This is a genomic window from Rheinheimera sp. ATLC3, from assembly GCF_059429535.1.
Window position 1 is genome coordinate 2333434 of the sequence record NZ_CM182103.1, and the last position, 24471, is coordinate 2357904.

General features: G+C 50.0%; 17 protein-coding genes. 7 read left to right on the forward strand and 10 right to left on the reverse strand.

Annotated features, from left to right (window positions below; translation table 11 throughout):
• Positions 1-14 precede the first annotated feature (14 nt).
• Positions 15-1190 carry a cystathionine beta-lyase gene (locus AC5SV9_RS10800; RefSeq protein WP_475152378.1) on the forward strand — a complete coding sequence of 392 codons (1176 nt, stop codon included), beginning with the start codon at positions 15-17 and terminating at the stop codon, positions 1188-1190.
• A gap of 43 nt (positions 1191-1233) precedes the next feature.
• Here the strand turns inward: AC5SV9_RS10800 and AC5SV9_RS10805 are convergent, their stop codons facing one another.
• Positions 1234-2691: a pectate lyase family protein gene (locus AC5SV9_RS10805; RefSeq protein ID WP_475152380.1), complete on the reverse strand. Its 1458-nt coding sequence runs from the start codon at positions 2689-2691 to the stop codon at positions 1234-1236.
• Positions 2692-2993: 302 nt separating this feature from the next.
• Here AC5SV9_RS10805 and AC5SV9_RS10810 point away from each other — a divergent pair, with 302 nt between their 5' ends.
• From AC5SV9_RS10810 to AC5SV9_RS10820, 3 genes are all read left to right on the forward strand, one after another.
• Positions 2994-3827, forward strand: coding sequence for an ion transporter (locus AC5SV9_RS10810; RefSeq protein WP_273023516.1), 834 nt, complete (start codon positions 2994-2996; stop codon positions 3825-3827).
• A gap of 207 nt (positions 3828-4034) precedes the next feature.
• Complete coding sequence (locus AC5SV9_RS10815) at positions 4035-5810, forward strand: DUF1800 domain-containing protein (RefSeq protein ID WP_475152383.1); 1776 nt, start codon at positions 4035-4037, stop codon at positions 5808-5810.
• A gap of 12 nt (positions 5811-5822) precedes the next feature.
• A complete protein-coding gene (locus tag AC5SV9_RS10820) occupies positions 5823-7172 on the forward strand; it encodes a DUF1501 domain-containing protein (protein ID WP_475152385.1) in 1350 nt (449 codons plus the stop codon).
• Positions 7173-7177: 5 nt separating this feature from the next.
• Here the strand turns inward: AC5SV9_RS10820 and AC5SV9_RS10825 are convergent, their stop codons facing one another.
• Positions 7178-7888 (reverse strand): VC0807 family protein, encoded by a 711-nt coding sequence (locus AC5SV9_RS10825; protein WP_475152387.1) that lies wholly within the window; start codon positions 7886-7888, stop codon positions 7178-7180.
• A gap of 64 nt (positions 7889-7952) precedes the next feature.
• A complete protein-coding gene (locus tag AC5SV9_RS10830; RefSeq protein WP_475152389.1) occupies positions 7953-8696 on the reverse strand; it encodes a LytR/AlgR family response regulator transcription factor in 744 nt (247 codons plus the stop codon).
• A 308-nt stretch (positions 8697-9004) separates the two neighbouring features.
• Between AC5SV9_RS10830 and AC5SV9_RS10835 the strand changes: the two genes are divergently transcribed.
• Together AC5SV9_RS10835 and ppc are read left to right on the forward strand one after the other, a co-directional pair.
• Entirely contained in the window at positions 9005-11569 is a 2565-nt protein-coding gene (locus AC5SV9_RS10835; protein WP_475152392.1) for a TonB-dependent receptor plug domain-containing protein, read from the forward strand.
• Between the two features lie 168 nt (positions 11570-11737).
• Positions 11738-14368 (forward strand): phosphoenolpyruvate carboxylase, encoded by a 2631-nt coding sequence (gene ppc, locus AC5SV9_RS10840; RefSeq protein ID WP_475152394.1) that lies wholly within the window; start codon positions 11738-11740, stop codon positions 14366-14368.
• Positions 14369-14438: 70 nt separating this feature from the next.
• On the opposite strand, the gene AC5SV9_RS10845 is transcribed toward ppc, so the two are convergent.
• The gene (locus AC5SV9_RS10845; protein ID WP_475152395.1) at positions 14439-15071 is read right to left on the reverse strand and encodes a PEP-CTERM sorting domain-containing protein; all 633 of its coding nucleotides are present in this window, start codon (positions 15069-15071) and stop codon (positions 14439-14441) included.
• Between the two features lie 289 nt (positions 15072-15360).
• Here AC5SV9_RS10845 and AC5SV9_RS10850 point away from each other — a divergent pair, with 289 nt between their 5' ends.
• Positions 15361-16278, forward strand: a complete 918-nt coding sequence (locus AC5SV9_RS10850; RefSeq protein ID WP_475152397.1) for a DMT family transporter — start codon at positions 15361-15363, stop codon at positions 16276-16278.
• Here AC5SV9_RS10850 and AC5SV9_RS10855 read toward each other — a convergent pair.
• The 6 genes from AC5SV9_RS10855 to AC5SV9_RS10880 form a co-directional block, all read right to left on the reverse strand.
• On the reverse strand, positions 16275-17597 hold the full coding sequence (locus AC5SV9_RS10855; protein ID WP_475152400.1) for a mechanosensitive ion channel domain-containing protein: 1323 nt from the start codon (positions 17595-17597) through the stop codon (positions 16275-16277). The two genes, AC5SV9_RS10850 and AC5SV9_RS10855, sit on opposite strands and share 4 nt — an antisense overlap.
• Before the next feature lie 160 nt (positions 17598-17757).
• Positions 17758-19029, reverse strand: a complete 1272-nt coding sequence (gene msrA, locus AC5SV9_RS10860) for a peptide-methionine (S)-S-oxide reductase MsrA (protein WP_475152401.1) — start codon at positions 19027-19029, stop codon at positions 17758-17760.
• 93 nt (positions 19030-19122) lie between these two features.
• Positions 19123-20205, reverse strand: coding sequence for a low-specificity L-threonine aldolase (gene ltaE, locus AC5SV9_RS10865; RefSeq protein ID WP_475152403.1), 1083 nt, complete (start codon positions 20203-20205; stop codon positions 19123-19125).
• Between the two features lie 28 nt (positions 20206-20233).
• On the reverse strand, positions 20234-21328 hold the full coding sequence (locus tag AC5SV9_RS10870; RefSeq protein ID WP_475152404.1) for an acyltransferase family protein: 1095 nt from the start codon (positions 21326-21328) through the stop codon (positions 20234-20236).
• Positions 21304-21951, reverse strand: a complete 648-nt coding sequence (locus AC5SV9_RS10875) for a GDSL-type esterase/lipase family protein (RefSeq protein WP_475152407.1) — start codon at positions 21949-21951, stop codon at positions 21304-21306. Before AC5SV9_RS10875 ends, AC5SV9_RS10870 begins: the two co-directional genes overlap by 25 nt.
• 63 nt (positions 21952-22014) lie before the next feature.
• On the reverse strand, positions 22015-24258 hold the full coding sequence (locus AC5SV9_RS10880) for a TonB-dependent receptor (protein ID WP_475152408.1): 2244 nt from the start codon (positions 24256-24258) through the stop codon (positions 22015-22017).
• Positions 24259-24471: the final 213 nt, after the last annotated feature.

Genomic DNA, 24471 nt, shown 5'->3' on the forward strand with positions numbered 1-24471 from the left:
AATGTGGAAACAATATGAAAAAAGATACCCGGCTTATCCATGCCGGCCGTGCTAAAAAATATACCGGCGCAGCCGTTAACCCCCCGCTGGTGCGTGCATCAACCATCGTATTTGATACCTTTGCTGAATTAAAACATGCCACCCTGAACCGCGGTAACCGGGTGCCGTTTTATGGCCGGCGTGGCACAGATACGCATTTTGCGTTGCAGGAAGCGATGTGTGAGCTGGAGGGGGGCGCTGGTTGCGCGTTGTACCCTTGTGGTGCGGCAGCGGTAAGCGGTGCTTTGCTGACCTTTTTGCAGCAAGGTGATCATCTGCTGATGGTGGACAGTGTGTATGAACCTACCCGGGCGCTGTGCGATAAAGTGCTGGCAGGTTACGGTATTGAAACAACCTATTATGACCCGCAAATGGGTGCTGCTATTGCCGGTTTAATTAGGCCTAACACCAAAGTCATTTTTCTTGAATCTCCCGGCTCTCTAAGCTTTGAAATGCAGGATATTCCGGCCATTACTACAGTGGCGCAGCAACATAATATTGTTACTATTTTAGATAATACCTGGGCCTCACCTATTTTATGCCAGCCGTTTGCGCTGGGGGTAGATGTCTCTATTCAGGCGGCAACGAAATATATTGTTGGCCATTCTGATGTGATGGTGGGTACGGCAACGGCTAATGAAAAGCACTGGCCGGCGCTTCGTGAACACAGTTATTTAATGGGGTACTGTACCTCGGCAGATGATGCTTACGCGGCGCTACGTGGCCTGCGAACTTTATCGGTGCGATTAAAGCAGCACGAAAAAAGCGCTCTGGCTGTTGCAAGCTGGCTGCTAAGCCGGCCAGAGGTAGAAACGGTGCTGCATCCGGCGCTGCCACATCACCCCGGGCATACCATTTTCAAGCGTGATTTCAACGGCAGTAATGGTTTGTTTTCCTTTGTGCTAAAGCATGGCAGCCAGCGACAGGTAGAAGCCTTTATCGAAGGGATGACCCATTTTAAAATGGGCTTTTCCTGGGGTGGGTTTGAAAGCTTAATTACCGCTACCATGAAAGTACAAAACCTGCGTAGTGCCACTGCCTGGCCCTATACCGGGCCGCTGATACGGCTGCATATTGGTCTGGAAGATGTAGAGGACTTAATTGACGATTTGGATGCAGCCTTTGTTCGTTTTGCTAACGTTGCAGACTAGCGGATCACGCCGTTAGCCTGCAGTTTTGTGCTTGCTATACAGATCAGAAACTACACTTATTCGCACCGGCATTTGCCAGTACATGTGCTTTTACCTCGGCGGTTGGCAGCAGGCTGAAACTGTAGGGTAAATTTAACACCGCTGTTGGCTGTACATTCGGCCCGGCGATAACACCATCGCTGGGGTAGTCCTGCCAGGTGATGTTGCTGAAACTGTTGCCACGGGTATCCCAGTAACCAATTGCATCAGAATAAAATGACACTATCGGATTTTTCGCATTTTCAAACACGTTGTTTTCAATGCGGATAACAGCACCCATCCGGCTGTTGATGCCGGTATCCTGAATGTCGTTGTAGTAATTGTTGTAAATATGCCCCTGACCAAAACGGAACAGCGGCAAGCGTGAATTTACCCGGTACCAGTGGTTATGGTGGAAGGTAATGCGGCGATTGTAGTTGTCAGAATCGCTGTTGCCCCACAGTGATGTTTTCCAACTGTCATGCAGGTAGTTATAAGAGACCGTGACATTATCAATATCCTTCTTACCGCTTATCAGTTCATCGTAGTAATCTTTGCCAACATTGAGGCTGTTGTAGACCTCGTTATGGTCAATCCAGATATTGCTGGCAGGGCCTTCAATGGTAATAGCATCTTTGTCACCGGTATTAACGTAGCGCAATGTCAGATTACGGATGATCACATTGTTAGCGCGGAAAATTTTAATACCGATACCATCAAACAGTGCATTGCTGCCAACGCCAATAATGCTGACGTTATCCATGTCTTTGATATCAAACTTACTGACGCCACCTGAGTTAGCCGGTGTAATAGTTCCGTTTACCCTTATGGTCAGCGGCCGGTTTAAATCGCGGTTCTGTAATGCTGACACCAGCTGGGCGCCTGTCGTTACCGTGACGGTAACGGCATTGCTGCCAGCACCGCCGGTAGTACCGCCGTTTAATGAAGCGTAACCTTGCGGCGAGGCCGCACATGACGTTACTGGCCCCGGTTCAACGGGATCGACCGGATCGGTAGGGTCTGTCGGGTTCGTGTCACCTTGCTGATAAATTTCAAACTCGGCAATTCTGGCGGCGCTGCTGGCGCTGACGATATTCAGGTTAAGTTTGCTGGTGCTGATGCTGGCGAAATCGATAGTTTTAGCACTGCCCAGAGTACTGCCGCTGGCCAGCACGGTACCGTTGTCATTGTTAACCAGCTGCCAGCTGTTAACAGCATTACCGAGCTCGCGCACTACAACGCGGTTGACGCTTACTGGGTTGCTCCATTTTACGGATACGCGCTGGCCATTGTTGGCTGGCGCCTGCCAGTAACTTTGCATGTTGGCATCTTTCACATTGCCATAGCTGGTGCCGCTGGCTTTGCCTGAGCCATCAGCGCCGGCTCCGGGTCCGGTGATGGCCAGATTATCAGCCTGTGCCTGAATGCTGAACGCTATTGCGGTTGCCAGCAACGAATAACCTAAAGTGTTGCGATATTGCATTTGCCTTATCCTCTGTTGATTTGTCGTTATAGCGCCCCGGCTATTGGGGCTCACTAAGGCTGCTACATCGTCAGACGACAGGCTATTCCATATCTGGAAGCTGCAACAGATATCAGGTTTTATCAGGCTGAAATTTTTATAGCTTTGTAATCATTGAAGAAAATTTATCCGGCTAGATGATTTGTAATAACTTTATCAGTGGATTTTTTGTGACAGGATAGTGCTGTAGTGCATTGATCCGTTATTGTACTGCCTTACAATAGCGGGCGCATATCTTTGTGGGCGACAGTTCTGAGGGCAGTATGAACAGTGATACCATCGTAACAGCAGTGCCTGTGCGGCAACGTTTACAGCAGTTTATTGAACACGGTACGGTGCAGCGTATGCTGCTGGCGTTAATCCTGCTTAATGCGTTTACGTTGGGCCTGGAAACATCAAACGCAGTAATGTCGCTGGCCGGAACAGCTATTCATCTGCTGGACAAAGCCATTCTGGCCATTTTTGTGCTGGAAATACTGGTACGGCTTTATGTGCACCGGCTGGCATTTTTCAAAGATGCCTGGAGCATATTTGATTTTGTGGTGGTGGGTATAGCATTGCTGCCAGCCAGTGGGCCATTCTCGGTATTGCGGGCACTAAGGGTACTGCGTGTGCTGCGGGTGCTTACTTTTGTTCCTTCGATGAAGAAAATTGTCGGCGCACTGATGCAATCGCTAAACGGCATGCTGTCGATAGCAATGGTGTTGGGTCTGGTGTATTACGTGGCAGCCGTCATGGTGACTAAGTTGTTTGGCGCTGCCTTTCCCGAATGGTTTGGCAGTTTGGGTGCGTCGCTGTATACACTGTTCCAGATCATGACACTGGAAAGTTGGTCAATGGGCATAGCCCGCCCGGTCATGGAGCAGTTCCCCTATGCCTGGTTGTTCTTTGTACCTTTTATTCTGATTGCGACTTTCACCATGCTGAATTTATTTATTGCAGTCATTGTGAATGCCGTACAGAGCATGCATGACGCAGAGCATAAAACAGAGCTGGATGCCGAAAAAGCCACACAGCTGCAGCTTTTGCAGCAAATGCAACAACTTAAACAGCAATTGTCAGAGGTGCAGCAACAGCTGCGTGACAGGAGTAATTAACACTATATTTATATTCCAAAAAATTATAAAAAAAATAGGTGAATACACGGTTGTTTTTGTTCAACTATTTTTATCCGCACTGTTGTGGTCTATTTTTGCTCTTTTTGTCTAAAATTTATTCAGTATACTTGCCGCCCACCCCGAACCGGCCCTGCAGTCTGAGCTGGTTCGGGATGTCGTTTTTCATTAAAGAAGGAGGCAGATCCTGTGATAAGAGGCTTGCTGCTGACTGCAGTACTTTTGTTATCAGCATGCGGCGGTTCCGATACTGCTGCACCTACCAGTGTGACACCACCTCCGGCGTCTCCCGCTCCTGTTGAGCCGGCGCCTACGGAGCCGGTAGACCCTGTCCAGCCACCACCGGAAACGCCAACGCCGCCGGAGCCTGTTGATCCGGTTGAACCGCCACCTGAAACACCGCCGCCCGCGCCGCAGCCACCGTTGCCTGAAGGCAGTATGTCAGCTCAGCAAGCCGCGCGGCTGCTGCAACAGGCTACTTTTGGCCCGACAATGGCAGATATCAATTACGCAACAGGTCTGACGGTGCGGCAGTGGTTAGATAAACAATTAGCGCTGCCGGCAACACTGCATATGCCGAATGTGCCTGACGTGATAGAAAAGAGCCACCCGTCGCATTACACGCGGGTCGAAGCCTGGCTGCAAATTGCACTGACCAAACCGGATCAGCTGCGTCAGCGCGTCGCCTTTGCGCTCAGTGAAATTCTGGTGACTTCCATGCATCATCCAAACCTCGATACAGAGCCGCTGGAGCTGGCCAATTACTACGATATCCTGGTGCGTAATGCTTTTGGCAATTACCGTGACATGCTTGAAGAAGTGGCAAAATCGCCGGTGATGGGGGTTTACCTTAGTCATATGAGCAATGAAAAGCCTGACCCGGCACGCAATATCCGCTCTGATGAGAATTTCGCCCGTGAAGTACTGCAATTATTCACTATTGGTCTGGTACAGCTCAATGAAGATGGTACAGAAATACTGGATAAGCAGGGTAATACCATTCCCAGTTATGACCAGGACACTATTGAAGCCTTTGCCCGCGTATTTACCGGCTGGAGCAGTCCGGGTGAATACTGGAACCGTAAGAAAAAGGACCTGCTCAATCCTATGCAGGCGTTTGAAGAGTACCACGACACCGCACCGAAAAGGTTACTTAATAATGTGGTGTTACCGGCTAACCAGACTGCGCAGCAGGACTTGACAGCAGCGCTGGACAATATCTTCCAGCATCAGAATGTGGCGCCTTTTATCAGCAAGCAGTTAATTCAGCGTTTGGTGACGTCAAACCCGTCAACTGAATATGTCGCGCGGGTCAGCCGGGTGTTTAACGATAACGGCCAGGGTATAAAAGGTGATCTGGCCGCCGTGGTGAGCGCAATTTTACTGGATGATGAAGCTCGTTACAGCCGGCCTTATCAGCAGGCTAATTTTGGTAAATTACGTGAGCCACTGCTGAAAACGACGCACCTGTGGCGTGCACTGGGCGCAGATTCAAGCAGCGGCCGGATCCGTACAGTGACGGTTGAAGATACGCATGGTCAGGCGCCGCAGCAAGCGCCATCAGTATTTAACTTTTTCCGGCCCGACTACTCACCAAGCGGTGACTTACAGCAACAAGGGCTTAGTGCACCTGAAGCGCAGTTACTGACGGATGATTTGCTGCTGGAAACACAAAACCTGTTTCATTCGGCAATCAACCTCAGTATCAAAGAGCAGGTAACGGAGCCTGACGAGCGCCATATGCTGCTGGCTTTTAGCGACCTGGCGCAGCTGCTTACCGAAGAGGGGACTGAGGCATTGCTGGATCGCTACAGCCTGTTATTTTTTGCCGGCGACATGCCAGTGCAGTTGCGGGACTTGCTGCGGGAGTCAGAAGCACAATTGCAGCAGCTTAGCGCTGAGCAGCGTGCGGCAGCATTATTATACCTGGTGTTTATTTCACCAGACTACGCAGTACAGTTATAGAGGAGATGTAGTATGACTTTAAAGACCAGACGTCAGTTTCTCTCCCTGTGTTTGCGCGGTTGCCTAGGTGCTGCATCGTTATCAGCGTTACAGTTGCGGTTTATGCAGTCTGCGCTGGCAGCAGAGCAGCAACCCTTTACCGACTACAAAGCATTGGTATGTATCTTTCTGGTTGGGGGCAATGACTCGCTGAACATGCTGATCCCTATGGGCGGAGACAGTCTGCAGTTTTATCAGCAAGCCCGGCAGGATTTAGCCGTCGCAGATGCGCTGCCACTTAAACCCTTACGCGAGGTGGAAGATGGCATTGGCCTGCACCCATCTATGTCTGCGCTGCTGCCTCACTTTGAGCAGCACAAGCTTGCGGTTGTGTCGGCTGTAGGATCACTGGTACAGCCTACCACTAAGGCTGAGTATTTGTCGGGCAGTATTATTAAGCCGCAGCATCTGTTTTCGCATAATGACCAGCAGGATACCTGGATGCGGGGCCGTGAACCGCAGATCATCAGTCGTGGCTGGGGTGCGCAAATGCTGGAGCTGCTGTATCAGCAACCCGACTTTGCCAGTTGTATCAGCCTGGCGGGTAGCAACCTGTGGCAAAGCGGTGAGCTGATTAGCCCGTTTGGGCTGACACATGGCGGCGTACCTGAGCTACAGGCTACGCGCCGCAGCGATGTTCGCTCAAACGTATTGCGTCAGGCCACACAGGCACTGTTGACAGGACAGACACACCCTTTAGGCTCGCACTATGCGCAGCTGAACAACAATGCTATTGAACGCAGTGCCATTATGCGCCAGGCGCTGAAGCTGGCGCCGGATTTCAGTGATGTGTTCCCATCAGGCAATACGCTCGCGGCGCAGTTGAGGAAAGTGGCACAAATTATCAGCGCGCGGGATAGCCTGAATGTTGGCCGGCAAGTGTTTTTTGTTCGTATGGGCGGTTTTGACACCCATGGTGACCAGCAGCGCTTACACCCGATTTTACTCGGCCGGGTGGCAGAGGCTATGGCAGCGTTTCAGCAGGCGATGGATGACAGTGGCAACAGCAACAATGTGACCAGTTTTACCATGTCGGATTTTGGCCGTACCTTGAGCACCAACGGCGACGGCACCGATCACGGTTGGGCGGGCCATCAGCTGGTGATGGGCGGGGCCGTCAAAGGCGGTGATATTTTCGGTGCTGTACCGCAGCAAAAATTGGGCGGTGAACGTGATGTCGGTGCCGGTCGGATTATTCCGGAATTTGCCAATGAGCAATATTTCGCTACGCTGGCGCAATGGTTTGGTTTATCAGCAGCGCAATGCCTGCAGTTGTTCCCTAACCTGAAAAACTTTAATCAGACAAATCTGCTATTTGTCTGATTAACCTACTGCAACATGAAGTCTTCCAGCGACTGGCCGGTCAGCTTACTTATTTGACGGAACATATAGATAATAGCGCCAAACAGCATCACCATACTGGGCAGCACTATGACCGGGTAACTTAACCAGGTCATCCTGCCCAGTTCTTCGGCGTATGCTGTAGTACCCGGTAGACTGACCACAATGGCTTTGGCCAGTATATAGTTCAGCGCAGATGACAGGAAAAATGATGCGGCAACAATGTAGCCGGCGCGGGCCATCCGTTGTTCAAAGGCCGTGCTGTTATTCCTGTCTGCCAGCACCTGGTACAGCTTATCGGTATCCAGTAATTCGGGGTTTATCAGCAGCTTTTTTACAAACGGAAAGGGCGTGTACTGGCTTACCAGTACTATGATACCTATCAGGCCGGGAATTAACGCTTCTTTGATAGCAATATAGGCCGGATCCAGCTGCAACAGGCTGATGCCGCCCGTCAGCAGTACACTGACAATACCCAATATTGAGAAAAAGTTCACTTTACCTGATTGCAGCAGCTCCCACAGCCCAAATAACAGCGGGAACGCCAGCGCCACCACTACCGCCCATACCGGCCCCAACGCGTCGGGTCCGCTCAAGCGGCTAAGAATGACAGCAGGAATAATAACATTTAACAGCAGGTTGCTGATAAAGCCTGATTTCTTGGGTTTGGCTGCTGTGCTTGCCTGCTGCTGTGTCATACGGTTTCTACCTCTGCATCGATGCTGGCAGTATATCAAATATATTGGCTATTGCGCTGCACAGTCAGGCGAGATGACCAAACAAGTCGGCAAGCGCATTACGGTTACGCCGCGATAGCGTCAGCACAGTACCACATTTGAGAATCACTTCGGCATCGCCTTTGTCTCCGGGTCTGAGCTCAACAATATCGCTTTTACGCACTATGCTCGAGCGGTGAATACGGGCAAATTGTGCCGGATCCAGTTTTTTCTCAATGGCAGCCATAGTATCGCGCAGCAAATAACTTTTACGCTGTGAATAAACATGGATATCGATATAGTTACCAGCGCTTTCAATCCAACTGATGTCATTAACTTCAACAATACGCAGCCGGCCCGGATCGCGAATGGTCAGTCGGTCAATATACGTAGGGGTTTCTGCTGGTGTGTTTGAGCCACGGTTAAGTTTGTCGATAATTTTGCCGCAGGCTTTAAATAACGCCTGCTGAAACCGCTCTGCGCTAAAAGGCTTTAGCAGGTAATCTACAGCGCTCAGTTCAAAGGCTGCAACAGCATGTTCCGCATAAGCACTACAGAAAATCACTGCTGGCTTATTCGCCAGCTGCTTAAACACATTTAAGCCATCTAAACCCGGCATCTGGATATCGAGAAAAATGATGTCTGGCTGATGCAGCTCTGCCAGTCGCAGCGCATCAGTGCCGTTATCGGCTTCTGCCGCAACTTCAAACTGGTTTTGCTGATTAAGTAAATGTCTAATGCCAGCCCTGGCTAATGGTTCGTCGTCCACTATTAAACAACTTAGTTTCATATCCGACTCTAAAAACAATGCAGAGCAACTCTGACTTCATAGGATGCATTAAGGTTCCCGGGTCAGCCAAAGCCGTTTCGGGGCGCGCATTCTAGCAAAGTCGGACGAAAGCCGTTAGCGTTTTGCGGATAGATAACAAATTAGCACAGTTTAAGCGCTGACAGCGCAAATCCCCCGCTTTATCACAATAAAGGCCTATCTGGCGTATTTGGACTGGATTTGGCAACACAACAACAGTAGCGTCAGCGCCGGAAAAACCACCACTATAACAACGGCAGCCGTAAACAAAGGCTTCCAGGGGGAATAACATGCAAAACTCTTTCGTAAGCAAAGCGGTACGCTTTGCGCTGCTGGCGGCACCTGTTTCTGCCGCTGGTTTTAGTTCTGTCGCAATGGCGCAGGAAGAAGCCGCTAAAGTAGAACGTATTGAAGTAACTGGCTCGCGCATTCAACGCCAGGATATGGAAACGGCTTCTCCGGTCACTGTTATCGATGCTGCTGCCATCCGTGTTGAAGGCTTCACGTCAGTTGACCAGCTGCTGCAAGCGCAAACTTCTATGGCTGGCGCTGCGGTTGGTTCAACAACAAACAACGGTGCTGACGGTGTGGCGCAGGTTGATTTGCGTGGTATGGGCGCCCAGCGTACTCTGGTGTTGTTAAATGGTCGTCGTATGGTGAACTCAGGTTCAGGGGCTGACAGCGCGGTAGACTTAAATGCTATCCCTGTAGCGATGATTGCCCGGGTAGAAATTCTGAAAGACGGCGCATCTGCGGTATACGGTTCAGATGCTATTGCCGGCGTAGTGAACATTATCACCAAGAAAGATTTCGAAGGTGTGCAACTGGACTTAAATGGCAGCAGCACTGATAAAGGCGACGGGGAAACCGGTGAATTAAGTGCGCTGTACGGCTTCAGCACTGACCGCGGCAACTATACGTTTGGCGCGTCATTCTCTAAGCGCGAAGGTGTAATTCAGGCTGATCGTGACTGGACAAAACGTGGTAACAGTTCTTTTGTACCACAAGGTGGTATTCTGGGATTCGTGCTGGATGAAAATGGCCAGAAAGTGCCAACTGAAACAGGATTTGAGCAAGAAGTTAAATCAAACGTTGGTGGACAGTGGCTGGCTGGTAATGGTTACGACTTCACTAAAGACAGTTGGTATCAAACACCAAGTAAACGCTACAGCCTGTTTGCCAATGCAACACAGGAGTTTGGCAATGACCTGATGTTTACTGCTGATGTGTTATACACCAAACGTAAATCAGACCAGCAATTGGCGGCACAGCCTGGCGATATTATGCTGGACGTTTGCGGCGCACCGGGTGCTGACCTGGTGAACTGTATTACCTTAACACCTGGCATGATTGCAGGTGGTATTGAAGCTGATGACACCGGTCGTGTAAACTACCGCCGCCGTACTACCGATGTCGGCCCGCGTATTTATGCACAAGATACTGATACGTTACGTTTATCTGCTGGTTTAGCCGGCACGTTGGACGTACACACTGGCATGAGCTGGGATCTGTCTTACACTTTCGGTAAGAATGAAGCCGATACTTCAGTGGCAAATTCTATCAATGCCGTGAAGATGGAAAATTCTGTTTATGCTAATCAGGCCGCCTGGTTTAGCGGTGCGCCACTGACACAAGCGATCACTGATGACATAAGCTACTTTGAGCAGGCCTCTGGTGGTAACAAACAACATATCGTTGCCGGTGTATTAAGTGGTGACCTGTTTGATTTAGAAGCCGGTGCAGTTGGCTTTGCTATTGGTGCAGAATACCGCCGTGACAGTGGTTACTATAACCCGGATCCGGTAATTGTTGCCGGTGAAAGCACCGCAGCGCAGCAAGATCCAACCAATGGTAGCTATGATGTTGTGTCGTTCTATCAGGAAGTCAGCGTACCGTTCAGTGAGAAACTGACCGGTGAATTTGCTCTGCGTTTTGACGACTACTCAACCTTTGGTAAGGCCAGCACCTGGAAAATTGGTTTAACCTACGAAGCAACTGACGAGCTGATGTTACGCGCTGTAGCAGCAACCGGGTTCCGCGCGCCGAATGTCAGCGAGTTGTATGGCGGTAACACCGGCTCGTACGACTATCTGGATGACCCATGGGGCAACGAGCAAGACCCGCAAATTCTGGTGAATTACACGTCAGACTCAAACATTCAGCCGGAAGAGTCAGAGTCTTTCACTGCTGGTTTTGTATTATCACCATCACAGATCGAAGGTCTGTCGATGACGGTTGATTACTGGCGTTTCAAAGTATCTAACGCTATTACCCGTTTAGACGCGCAGGCTGGCCTTAAAAGCTGCTTCGACGGTGATGTGACCGCCTGTGAAACTTTTAGCATTACATTAGACGGTGACTTGTCAAACTTCACTAACCCGCTGACTAACGTGGGTAATCAGGATACCAGTGGTATCGACGGTAACATCAGTTACCGCTTTGACGGCCTGGGTTTAACCTGGAAAATCAACAACGATATTACCTGGTTACTGAAGTTTAAACAGGACGGTATCGAGTACACCAATACTATCGATGGTAACTTTGGTGGCTATGCTGAACTGCGTAATAACTTCAGCATTCAGGCGGGTATGGACGACTGGAATGTAACCTATTTCAACCGTTACATCGGCAAGAGCGAGTATCTGGCTGACGGTTCCCAAATTGACTCAGTGCTGTATCACAACATCTCTGCCAGCTATTTCATTACCGACGGTTTAAGCGTATCGCTGGGTGTGAAAAACCTGACAGACGAAGAGCCTTCACGCGTTGCGAACGGCAGCGATGGCGGCACCGTACCGGAAGTGTTTGACACTATTGGTCGCCAGTTCTTCGGTGGTATCAGCTACAAGTTCTAATTTGTTTGTCGAACTTTGACAAAACCCGCCTTGATGGCGGGTTTTTTTGTGCCAGTTTTGGTTATTTGGTCTTACCAATTTCGTTGCCCATTTTGTAATCAATCAGTGTTGAGTACTAACAGATAACGCGCTAGGGTGGTGCAAAATCCAGTAAACGAGGCAACGGAAATGGATCATTACGCAGCATTAAAATCGAATGTTGGCTTATTGGGTACTAAGCTGGGCGACACTATCCGCAGTCAGTTAGGGGATGCAGTGCTGGAGCGGGTAGAGCAAATCCGGCTGTTATCTAAAGCAGCGCGTCAGGGCGAAGAGTTACAGGCTGACAAACTAAAGCAGGTACTGCATAGTCTGAGTGACGATGAACTGTTACCGGTAGCGCGGGCTTTTGCCCAGTTTCTTAATTTGGCTAACCTGGCCGAGCAGCACCACACTATCAGCCGTATTGGCCATGCCAGCATTGAAAAGCCCGAGCCGTTACAAGAGCTGTTCAGTTTGCTCGAAAACAAAAAGCTCGACAATGCTAAGGTGGATCAGGCTGTGGCCAGTTTATCCATTGAGTTGGTGCTAACAGCCCATCCAACAGAAGTATCCCGCCGTACCCTGATCCATAAACTGACCGAAATTGCCGCCTGTTTGGCTGAGCTGGAACATGAGTTGAGCCCGGCACAGCATCAGGCTGTCGAGTTGCGTTTAAGTGAGCTGATTGCCCAGGCCTGGCACACGAATGAAATCCGTGAACAGCGGCCAACGCCGGTGGATGAAGCAAAGTCAGGTTTCGCTGTGATTGAAAGCTCGTTATGGCGTGCCATACCCGATTTTCTGCGTGAATTGGATGCCAAACTGTTAAGTGCCACCGGCAAAGGATTAGCGCTGGATGCGGCTCCGGTAAAATTTTCGTCCTGGATGGGTGGAGACCGCGATGGTAACCCCTTTGTTACATCGAAAGTGACCCGCCAGGTACTGTTACTCAGCCGCTGGAAAGCGGCGGATCTGTTTTCGCAGGATTTGGATTTACTCAGCAGCGAATTATCAATGTTTCAGGCCAGCCCGGCATTGCGTGACATTGCAGGCGACAGCAGTGAGCCGTACCGGCAGGTACTGAACACGTTGCGCAGCGGCTTGCTGCGCACCCGTGACTGGCTGACTGAAGCATTAAAGCATGATCGGTTACAACGGCCACAGGACCTGATTTGGCATAACGCTCAGTTACTGGAGCCGTTGTTGCTGTGCTATCAGTCGCTGCTTGATTGCGGTATGGCGGTTATTGCCAATGGTAAGCTGCTCGATACGCTGCGCCGGGCCTATGCTTTTGGTTTAACGCTACTAAAACTGGATATCCGCCAGGACGCAGGCCGTCATGCTCAGGTATTCAGCGAGCTGACACAGCATCTGGGCTTGGGCGATTATGCTGCCTGGGATGAAAGCGCTCGTCAGGCATTTTTGCTGGCCGAGTTGGCCAACCGTCGGCCGTTGTTTCCAAAGAACTGGCAGCCGTCAGCTGATGTACAGGAAGTGCTCGATACCTGCGACATCGTTGCCCGCCACGGAAATGAAGCGCTTAGCACCTATGTGATCTCTATGGCGGGTAAACCGTCTGATGTGTTGGCGGTACAGCTGCTGCTAAAAGAAGCGGGTATCAGCTTCCCGATGCCGGTAGCGCCTTTATTTGAAACCTTGAGTGATTTACAAAACGCACCTGACTGCATGCGTCGTTTACTCAGCATTGACTGGTACCGCGGCTATATCAACGGCAAGCAGGAGGTAATGATTGGTTACTCCGACTCGGCTAAAGATGCCGGGGTATTCGCCGCTGCCTGGGCGCAATACAGTGCACAGGAAGCGTTGGTTGCTATTTGTCAGCAGGCCAAAGTACAACTGACACTGTTTCATGGCCGCGGTGGCACTATAGGCCGTGGCGGCGGCCCGGCTCATGCGGCGATCTTATCCCAGCCACCCGGCTCGCTGGCTGGTGGATTGCGCGTAACAGAGCAAGGCGAGATGATCCGCTTTAAGTTTGGTTTGCCTAAATTAGCTGAGCGCAGCCTGGCGCTTTATGCCAGTGCAGTACTGGAAGGTATGTTGCTGCCGCCACCGGTACCGAAACAAAGCTGGCGTAGCCTGATGCAACAGCTGACAGATGACTCCTGTGAGGCGTACCGGGCTATTGTCCGGCACAATAAAGACTTTGTGCCTTATTTTCGTGCTGCTACACCCGAGCAGGAGTTGGGGCAGTTACCACTGGGCAGCCGGCCAGCCAAACGCAACCCCAGTGGTGGTGTAGAAAGCCTACGCGCTATTCCATGGATCTTCGCCTGGTCGCAAAACCGCTTAATGCTGCCAGCCTGGCTTGGCGCCGGTTCGGCACTGGCTAAAGCAGCTAAAGCCGACAACGCTAAACTGCTTGAAGAAATGCAGCAACAATGGCCGTTCTTCGCAACCCGGATGTCGATGCTGGAAATGGTGTTTCTCAAAGCAGACAGCGATATTGCCGCCTATTACGACAAGGTGCTGGTGCCGGACGAGCTGAAACATCTGGGTGAGAGCTTGCGTAATCAGCTGGCAGCCGATCGTGACCTGCTGTTAGAGCTTATTCACAGCGATACGTTAATGGCAAAAGAGAGCTGGATCCGAGAGTCTATTATGCTGCGTAACACTTATGTTGACCCGTTACATATTCTGCAGGCTGAGCTGTTGCACCGCGTGCGGCATCAGCCAGAGCGGGTAAACCCGATGATTAGCCGGGCACTGATGGTGACCATTGCCGGTATTGCCGCTGGTATGCGAAATTCAGGCTAATTGAATTTTTTAAATAAAAAACACTCTGTCTTTACTAAAGTCTTTTACTGACAGAGTGTTTTAGTTCAAGTTATTTGCTCTTTTTAGTTCTACGTTTGCAGCCTACTGCAAAGGCACCGCTTAGTAACAACGCTAATGTAGATGGTTCAGGAACTTGGCTTGGAAGTGCTGAGCTTGTCAGTTTGAAATTGCCAAAGACGACCTCGTCTGCGAGTTGCTCAGAGTTAGTACCTGTCGGTGACAACACTATGCCAAAGTAGTTTTGGCCATTGCTTAACGCATCGGTAAATAATGAAGAGGTTATACCAATATAATGCTCAGAGCCAACTAAAGAAAATGAATTTAATAAATCAGAGGTGTTGTAATAATCTGAATATGAAATTGTTGAGTCTGACTGGAAGAAATAATATACGTCAAAAGAATCATCGTATAAAGAGTCGTTGCCCCATACCAACTCAGCTGGAGAATAAAGATTCTCGAAGCTCAAAGTAATTTGCTCGTCAATCCAAGAATCATCAAATTCAAAAAGTGCTATCCCTCTTGTTATTTCAGAATACCAGTACCCCATTCCGGCATTTCCATTAGAGCTTGAAAGGTGGTTGTGATCACCATTTGCAATTGTACGTGTAATATTGCTTTCGATTATTGTTGCACTGCTAGAGAAAGACAATATAAAGATTAGTGTGGTTAACAATTTGTTCATTTTTGCCTCCTTGTGTTTTGGCGAAATTCCTATGAGCATTTTTTATGCCATCAAATTTAATTTTTGTAAACAAAGGCTTTGATGAGACACTTTATCTTGGTTGTATGAAATGCTGACATTTGGTTCTATTGTTTTGTTTCTTTTTTGTTGTTAAAAGTCGATTGGAGGTAATGTATACTTTGATCAATCCAGAGTTTGATTTTTTATGCCAAGTATTAAGTATATAGTTATGAATCCTACACGATCATTCACCAATTGTTCTATGTCCCATTAAGGTGATCTAAACGCCATGTTGCAATACGTAGTTTCCGCTTTATTGTCAGCAGTAGCTATGGCCAGTAGCGGTATTATTGCCCGCTTTAGCGGGTTGTCGGCTGCCGAACTGACCTTCTATCGGCTGGCGGTCGGCGCTTTATGTCTGCTGGTGTTTGTTGGCTGTACCGGCCAGATTAAAACCCTGAAGGGTATGCCTGACTGGCGGATGGCCGTAAACGGGCTGCTGCTGGTTGGCTTTATGCTGACCTTTTTAAGCGCCATTGAATATATCAGCCTGGCGAATGCCATTATGCTGGTTTATCTGGCGCCGCCATTGTCTGCCTTTGTTGCACACTGGCTGCTGGATGAAAGGCTGGACTTACCTGACAGTAGCCTGATTGCCTTGTCATTTTTCGGCTTTGCCATGCTACAGCAATTTAAATTCGATCTGGTGCTAAATGCCGACCAATTTCCGGGTTTAGTGTTTGGCCTGATGTCGTTACTGGCTTACAGCGGCTTTTTACTGCTGAACAGGCGCTCGTTGCCGGCACACTCGCAATTGCAGCGCACCTTTTATCAGCTGGTGATCGGTGCCTGTTGCATGCTGCCTTTTCTGGGAGCCATACCGGTACCGGACCAGCAGACGCTGATCTGGGTAGCGCTGGCTGGGCTCTTCCCCGGCTTTATGGCTATTTACTGTGCCATAGTGGCACTGCAGCATCTGCCAACCCGGGTATATGCTACGTTGGCCTATATGGAGCCGGTAACGGTTATTATTGCCGGTTGGTGGTTATTTCACGAAGCGCTAACTTTATTGCAGCTGGCTGGCGTGGTGCTGATTATGCTCACCGGCCTGGCGCTGGCCTTACGGCATAAACCGGCCAGAGCCGTGCAGCAGCTGCTTGAGGGAAAAACACCCCCGCTAATCAAAACAGCAGACCCCGATATTTAGCCCTTACTGTTGGTGTGCCTGGTAAGCAAATTTTCTTCATCTGAGGTCCGCAGCTCAGTCTGCAATTGCTGCTGCATAGTGTCGTCGGTGGTGACGTCCACGTCTTGCCGAGCCGCCTGCTCAGAAGACGATGTAGCCTCAGTGGGCGCAGGCGGTTCAGCATTGCTGATATCTGCCATATGAATACGGTAGATAGGTTCTGGCATTTCAATACCGGCGTCGTCAAATGCCGATTTAACCAGGCGGATGGCTTCGCTGCGGGCTTTTAAAAAATCGGTATTACGCTGATCTATCCAGCCAAAAAACTTAAGCGCTACTGCACTGTCGCCCAACTCGTTAATCAGGCAACGTGGTGGCGGGTCGGCCAGAATACCGGGCATGTTGGTCAGCGTGGCAATACCCAGTTGACGTACCTGTACTAAGTCCAATGTAACTGATACCCCGACATCAAACTGAAACCGCCGCAACGGATTACGGGAAAAGTTGGTCATTGCCAGCGTAATAATATCGCTGTTCGGAATGCGCAGGTGATTGCCGTCATACGTCATCAACACCGTGTCACGCGAGGTTAAGCGCACAACGCTGCCGGTGAAATCGCCCACCTGAATTTGATCGCCAATGGCAAAAGGGTTGCGGGTACTCAGCAGCACACCAGCCAGGTAGTTTTCGACAATATTGCGAAACGCAAACCCCAGTGCAATGCCGATAACACCAGCAACGCCCAGCGCCGCGCTGACCAATGCAGTTGCATCCAATAGCTCCAGAGCAATCAATACACCTATACCCGTAACCAGAACCCGGATAAAACGCACACCAAGATTTGAGGCCAGCTCGGTAAGGCCGAACCGCCGCAGCCAGGTACTATGCCGCGCCAACCAGCCGCCAAGCCAGGAAAAACACAGCACTGCCAGCAGCGCTAACACCAAAAGAGGTAGCATTTGCACGGCCTTGGTCAGCATCTGCTCAAACTTTTCAGCCGCCGGTGCTAATCTGGAGCGCACAGCCAGTTGTTCCTGCAGCATGTCCTGTACATACACCACACCGTCTAACCGGCGGGCGATGGCAAGCGCTTCGTCTTTAAGCTGTGCATTGGCAACTTCACCACTTAGCGTCAGCACTCCAGACTCCGTATTTGCCGTTATTTTTTCCATACCGGAAATAGCAGACGTGATAGCCAGCAGCCGGGCCGTTATCGCTTTGTCGCTGGTGGTGCCTTCGACTTTTATCGGTGTGTCTTCTGCAACACTAGCTTGTGCAGGAACCAGTTGGCTATAAGCAGGCAGGCAGATCAGTAAGGCAGCAATTAACAGTCGTTTCATTCAGGCTCCGGCTCTATGTCAGTTAACGGCCAGCTAACTATAGCAGCCATGCAATTATCACTGCACATCAGCTGTTTGCATTACCACCTGACGTTATTAATGAGCTGAAATATTGCCATAAAACAAAGCCGCCTTCTATTGGCGGCTTCGTTTTACACGACTAGCTGCGTGGCACAAAGTCCAGCACAGTGGCATTGATGCAGTAACGTGGTTTACCGTTTGGGCCATCGTTAAACACATGGCCTAAATGAATACCGGATACCTTAGCGCGGATTTCAGTGCGGCGCATGCCGTAGCGGTTGTCGGGTTTTTCAATGACCGCACCGTCAACCGGCTTGGTAAACGACAGCCAGCCCGTGCCCGAGTCAAAACGGTCGCGGGTGTCAAACAGTGCGGCGCCACTGAGTTTATCGACAAAGGTACCATCAGGTGTGTTTTTAAATATTTCGTACTGCTTGCAAAAGCGGCCGTCTGTGCCTTCGTCAAAGGCAACATTAAAGGCTTCGCTGTTGCCCAGCTTAAACTTACCCAGCAGCAGATAAAATTCTACCGGGCTTAAATAGCCCTGACGGCCAAACACTTCTTTGCCGTCCTGCAGCAGAATAATAGTTGGTGTGGCCCAGGTTGGGGTTTTAACTGTCAGGCCATCAAGATTACTGGCATAACGAAAATGCAGCGGTATATCGCCGCTGTATTTACTGGCAACATCGGCTTTGAATTTTTCGCAGTAAGGGCAATAGTTTTCCGAATCAATCACCAGAATGTGCTGGCCTCTAAGCAGGGCACTGTTGTCGGTAGCAGCAGTTTTCGTGGCGCTGTCACTGGCAAAGCGCACACCGGTGGAATGGTCGGGGCAATAGCCGTTGGGGTTTTTCGCAATATAGTCCTGATGGTAGTTTTCAGCCGGGAAGAACTGGCGCAAAGGTTTTATCACAGTGGTAATTTTACCAAAACCCGCCTTAGTCAGTAGCGGCTGATAAGCCGCCAGCACCTGTTGCGCAGTGTCATATTGTGCCTGGCTGTTAGTCAGGATCGTTGAGCGGTACTGGGTGCCGATATCATTGCCCTGGCGGTTAAGCTGAGTAGGGTCGTGCATTTCAAAGTAGCGTTTCAGCAGCGTATCGAGGCTGATTACGGCGGGGTTAAAACTGATTTTAACCACTTCGGCATGGTTATCCGGGTTGTGTTTGTTGCGATACTGCGTAATGGCGCGGTAAGTTGGCTCCACCCCATTACCGTCGGCATAACCTGAAACGGCATCTATCACACCCGGCATGGCTTCGAAGCGTTTTTCGACACCCCAGAAGCAGCCCGCGCCTACCACTATGCTGTCAAGATGTGAGGTAGCAGGCATGGTTTCTGCCTGCAGGGATAAAGTGCTGCCGGCAACTAACAGCGATAAGTAAAATGTTTTTAACCAGGATATTGTCATAACGGCCTCCGGTTGTCTGTGGTATGGGTATACTCTTATCAGACAGGCAAAAGGCCATTTTGCTTTCAGCGATGCTGCTTTATGTTCTAAGGATCATTGCTGGTGGGCAAATTCACTAATATGCTGCAGCGTTTTATCAATGTCAGCACTGCTGATATCTAAGTGACATACCCAGCGCACCCGCTTAATCGCACCGTTGGCGGTTTGGTAGTTGCTGGCAGTAAGCGAAATACCGCGCTCGGCCAGATATGGCAGTAACTGAGCGGCCAGTTCAATTTCAATATCGGTGAACAGAATATTAGTCTGCACCGGCAGCGGTGTCAGTTTACCCTGTAGTGCGGGTAACTGCGCTGCCAATACCGTTAAACCGTCAGCCAGGCGCTGGCAATTGGCATGATCCTGTGCCAGCCGGTCGATATTGTTTTCCAGTGCATATAAGCCTGCGGCTGCCAGAATGCCGGTCTGGCGCATACCGCCGCCTAACATTTTACGTACCCGCCGGGCGCGGGCAATAAACGCCTCTGAGCCCAGCAACAAAGAGCCAACCGGGCAGCCAAGGCCTTTGGATAAGCACAAGGATACCGAGTCATAGCCCTGACACAATTCGCGTGCCATTTGCTGTGGCGTGGTATTGTGCCGTGGTGCCAGTGCAACAGCGGCATTCATCAGCCTGGCGCCATCAATATGGCAGGCCAGGCCTTGTTTTTTTGCCAGTTCAGACACTGAGCGCATATATTCAAGCGACAACACTTTGCCACCGACCGTGTTCTCAATCACGATAAGCCGGGTGCGGGCAAAGTGTGGGTCGTCCGGTTTAATGGCGGCAGCAATATCACTCAGCAGCAGGCTGCCATCGCTTTGCAGCTCCAGGGGTTGCGGCTGGATAGACCCTAGCACGGCCATGCCACCAGCTTCCCATTTGTAGGTATGCCATTGCTGGCCGACTATCGCTTCATCACCGCGCTGGCAGTGGCTCATCATCGCAATCAGGTTGGTTTGGGTACCACTGGGTGCGAACAAAGCAGCGTCAAACCCAAGCAAGTCTGCGGCAAAGCGCTGCAGCTGCAGCGTGGTTGGGTCATCATTAAATACGTCATCTCCGAGCTGGGCGTTGAACATGCGTTCTTTCATTGCCAACGAAGGCTGGGTGACGGTATCGCTACGAAAATCGGCCATAAGAAATCCTTAACATCAAAACGGGCGGCTACTTACCATTAAATAGCAGCCTGAGAATTTTATTAGGTGCGATCAGATATTTGTGTATCGCCAGTGTCAGAGCCAGTGTTACGGCAACAATCAGACAAAACCCGACTAAGGGGGGTAAGCCAGCATTGATCAGCAGCAGCCCTAAGCTAATAACGATCACATGATGAAACAGATAAACACTGTAAGACGCCTCTGACAAGAAACGCCAGTATTGATGGCTGCGTGTTACAGCAAGATTAAACAGGCTGAAACATAAGGCCACACATATCCAGCGGATAAATACATCGCTGTAGAGCGTCAGCACCTGCCAGATACCTCCGGTGCCTTGCCGGGCCATATAATTTACCGTGCAAAGCAAAATCAGTACTGCAGCGCCATAAATAAGGTTCAGCTTGCTAAACTGCCTGAGCCATCCCGCGTTGCTGTATAGCATAAGGCCAAACACAAAGAATGGCAGATTATACAGTACCTCATATAAATCGGTGATCCCCAGCCAGCTGTGATACATCGGCAGGCCAAGCCTGTTAAGCGTTACCAGTAGCAGACCGTACAGCGGCAGCAATGCAATAAATAGCGGTAAAGGCAGCCACTTTACGGCAGCATTATTCAGGTATCGGCCCAGTTGTCGCACAGGTGCAATGCTGTATGCTAGGCTTAACAAAACAACAAAAATAAATAAATCGAGTAAAAACCACAGATGCTGCACCCAGCCGCCGTTTAGCAGGTAGGTCGTTACATCTTCAGTGATCCAGCCAAAATGGTGTAGCAATATTGCTTGTAACACATTGAGACTGAGCGCACAGACCAGCAGGGGCAGCAGTATCCGCTTAATGCGTGAGCGCAGAAAATACGCATTACCATAACGGATGACAAACATGGCACAGAAAAAACCGGATACCACCAAAAATGCCGGCATGCGAAAAGTAGCAATTGCCTTGATCAGATAATTAAAAAACGGGTGATGTTCCGGTGCATATACCAGCCATACCTGGCTGGGGTTGTACAAATGTGCAGTGTGAAGCACTATGCCCAGCATCATCAGTACCGAGCGCATCACATCAAGATAATCTATCCGTTTGTTGCTGCCTTGCATTGTAAAGTCACTCCATGAAGAAAACGCCGGTACCCTTCGCCGGTCAGGTGTATACCGTCTGCGCTGAAATCCACCCGCTGCAGGTTATTAGCGTAATAGTGCAGCTGTGGCTGCAATGTAGCATAAGCCTGTAATTTTGCATTAACTTCGTCAAATGTAAGCCAGTACTGTTGCCGCGCCGGGCTGTGCTTTATCGCCAGGATATGGATGTGCGCAGCAGGGTACTGCAGCATTAATTGTTTAAGCAGTGCCATATACTCGGCAGCAACCTGCTGTGCTGGCTTAGACTGTGCCAAATCGTTTTCGCCGGCATAAAGCAGAATATGTTGCGGGTGATGCTGTACCGGCGTCCAGCTAAGGTAGCGTGCGATATCGACTAACTGGCTGTTACCGATAGCGCGGTTAAGCCAGCTGCCACAGTGGTTAAATGTGGTGGTATCCAGCCGCGCCAATGTTGAGCTGCCCAGTAGCAGATTGGCAGAGGTTGCACCGGCTGTTTGCACATCATCGGCGATATGCCTCAATACAAGCCGGGTCGGCTTGCTCAGGCCTTGCCAGATAACAAAGGTTGCAACCAGCAGCAAGATGATGCCAGATAAAGTGCGTAGTAACGGTGTTCTCATAGCAACACACAAAAAACAAAAGGGCAGTGTAACCTGCCCTTATTATGACTTCAGTAGCGTTGATTAATAAAAACTGATTTTAAAATCAACACCGAAGGTACGGGGTTCGTTAACAAAACCGGTCAGGTTGCTGAAATCGATAGCGCCTTTCAGGTTATCCTCATCCGTGATGTTACGGCCAAACACACCCACTTCGTAGTTATTTTCGTAATTGATATAAGCTACGCGCAAGCCTGCTTCATAATTGTTGTTTGACTTAAACTCAGCCGATTCGTACAGGAACAGGTTTGTTTTACCCTGCAACTGATAGTCACCGTAGACATAGATTTCGCCACTGTCGATTGGGAAATCGTAACGGGCGTTCAGCGTCAGAATAGTCTCAGGTGCCTGCGGGAACGGGTTACCATTGATAAAGACGAGTCCGTTGCCTGCATCCGGATCCAATGCTGTGCACAAGCCAGAACCACATGGTTCTACAGCAAGATTGTTGTCTTGCAGCTCGGTTTTATTGTAACTGAAACCACCACCAACACTCAGGTTAGCCAGTACACGGTAGTCAAAGTCAAACTCGAAACCATAACCCACACCTTTGTCAGCATTGATTAACTGGTTGCCCTGCGTTTCACCACCAATTGCTGATAACTGAATATCGTCAATCACGTAGTAGAATACGGCGCCATTTAAGCGCAGGGTATTATCCAGCAGGTCTGACTTAGCACCAATTTCATACGACATAATAGTCTCTGAATCGGCAACTGAGGGGGCCTTTTCAAAGGCCACATCGCGGCCTTGAATCGACTGGGCGCGGAAACCATCCGCCACGCGGGCAAACAGACTGGTTTTGTCTGTCAGACGGTAGTTCGCGCTTAATTCCCAGCTAATGTTATCATCAGTAACTTTAATCGGTTCATAGCTCTGGACCTGGGCAAAGCCAAGGATCAAAGCAAGGCCATCGACATTCTGCTGGCCAACAGAGAAAGTCTTTTCATCGTCGGTGTAACGGATACCGGCAGTAACATCCAGCTTATCACTCAACTTATAAGATGTTTGGCCAAACAGCGCCCAGCTGGTATTGCCGTGAAATACTTCAGTAGCACCAAAGAAACCATCGATACTGTTGACGCCAAAGCTGGAGTCGAAGTAAAAGCCACCAACCTGCCAGCTTAACGGGCCGCTGGTATCACTGGCTAAACGGATTTCCTGTGTCAGTTGCTCCAGATCGCGCAGTTGGTCTTCGGTTACGGGATCAATTGGATCTGCCGGGCCAGCTTCTGCCGGGTTACCACCGTCGATATCACCGATACCGCCACCGTCTGCTCGCTCAATAGCCGAAATACTGGTCAGCGTCATGCCATCAAGGGCAAAATCAAACTTCAGTGAAGCGCCCCAAGAGTCATAACTTTGCTTATTACGGCCCGGTGCATCATAGGCTACCGTATCGCGGTCGTAGTTTTCGTTCAGGTTGTCACTGCCCGGCGTTAAGATATTCTTACGGAACAAGGTTGAAGTGCCATCGTAGTTACGTGAATGCACATTCAGTAATACATCAACGTCGGTAGTCTCGTACAAAAACTGCAAGCGGCCGGCTCGTTCGTTGTAGCCACCCATCACATCACTTTCGCCGGTAAAGCTGTTATCTACCCAGTCGCTTCGGTGCTGTGACAGTAATGACACCCGGGCAGACAGCTCATCGGTTAAACCACCCCCGACAGCGCCTTCAAAGTTCAGCATACCCAGGGTGCCGGCGGTAGATTTTACATAGGCATCAAAGTCCTGGCGTGGTTTTACACTGTCAAACTTGATAATACCGGCAGTCGTGTTACGGCCGAACAGTGTGCCTTGTGGGCCCCGGATCACTTCAACCTGTTGCACGTCAAATAACGGCGTACTTTTTAGGATCACGTTTTCCATTACCACGTCATCCATCACGATGGACACTGGCTGTGATGCCGCTAAGTCAAAGTCGGTGTTGCCCAGGCCACGGATATAAAACCGCGGCGCGGCGCGGCCGTTAGAGGTTTCCGCGTATAAACCCGGCACCTTTATCGCCAGTGCTGTAATGTCGTCACCGGAAGAAAAAATCGCATCAAATTTCTCGCCGGATAAGGTGGCAATAGAAATCGGTACTTCCTGAATACTCTGGCTGCGCTTTTGCGCGGTAACGGTAATGGTTTCCAGTTCCTGCTGCTTTGCATTCTGATCTTTGTCACTTTCCTGCGCTAACAGCACCGGAGAAAGACCAATAGCCGCACTAAACAGGCTGGCTTGAACAGCCACTGACAACGCTGACTTGGTAAATGGTTTCATTAAGGTGAACCTTTCATTGATAATTTACGAGAGTGTATGTGTTATGTAACGGTTAGTTTGCTGGAGTGACCACAGCAAACCGCTACGGATTAACGTTGGCTAATATAGCAGTTTGTCGCGAAAAATGCTCAACTTAGCGTAGTTTTGTGGTTAATTTGTCAGCAGGGTGAGCTAAAGCGGTGTAGGCTCGTATGCACAAATCTAGAATAACGG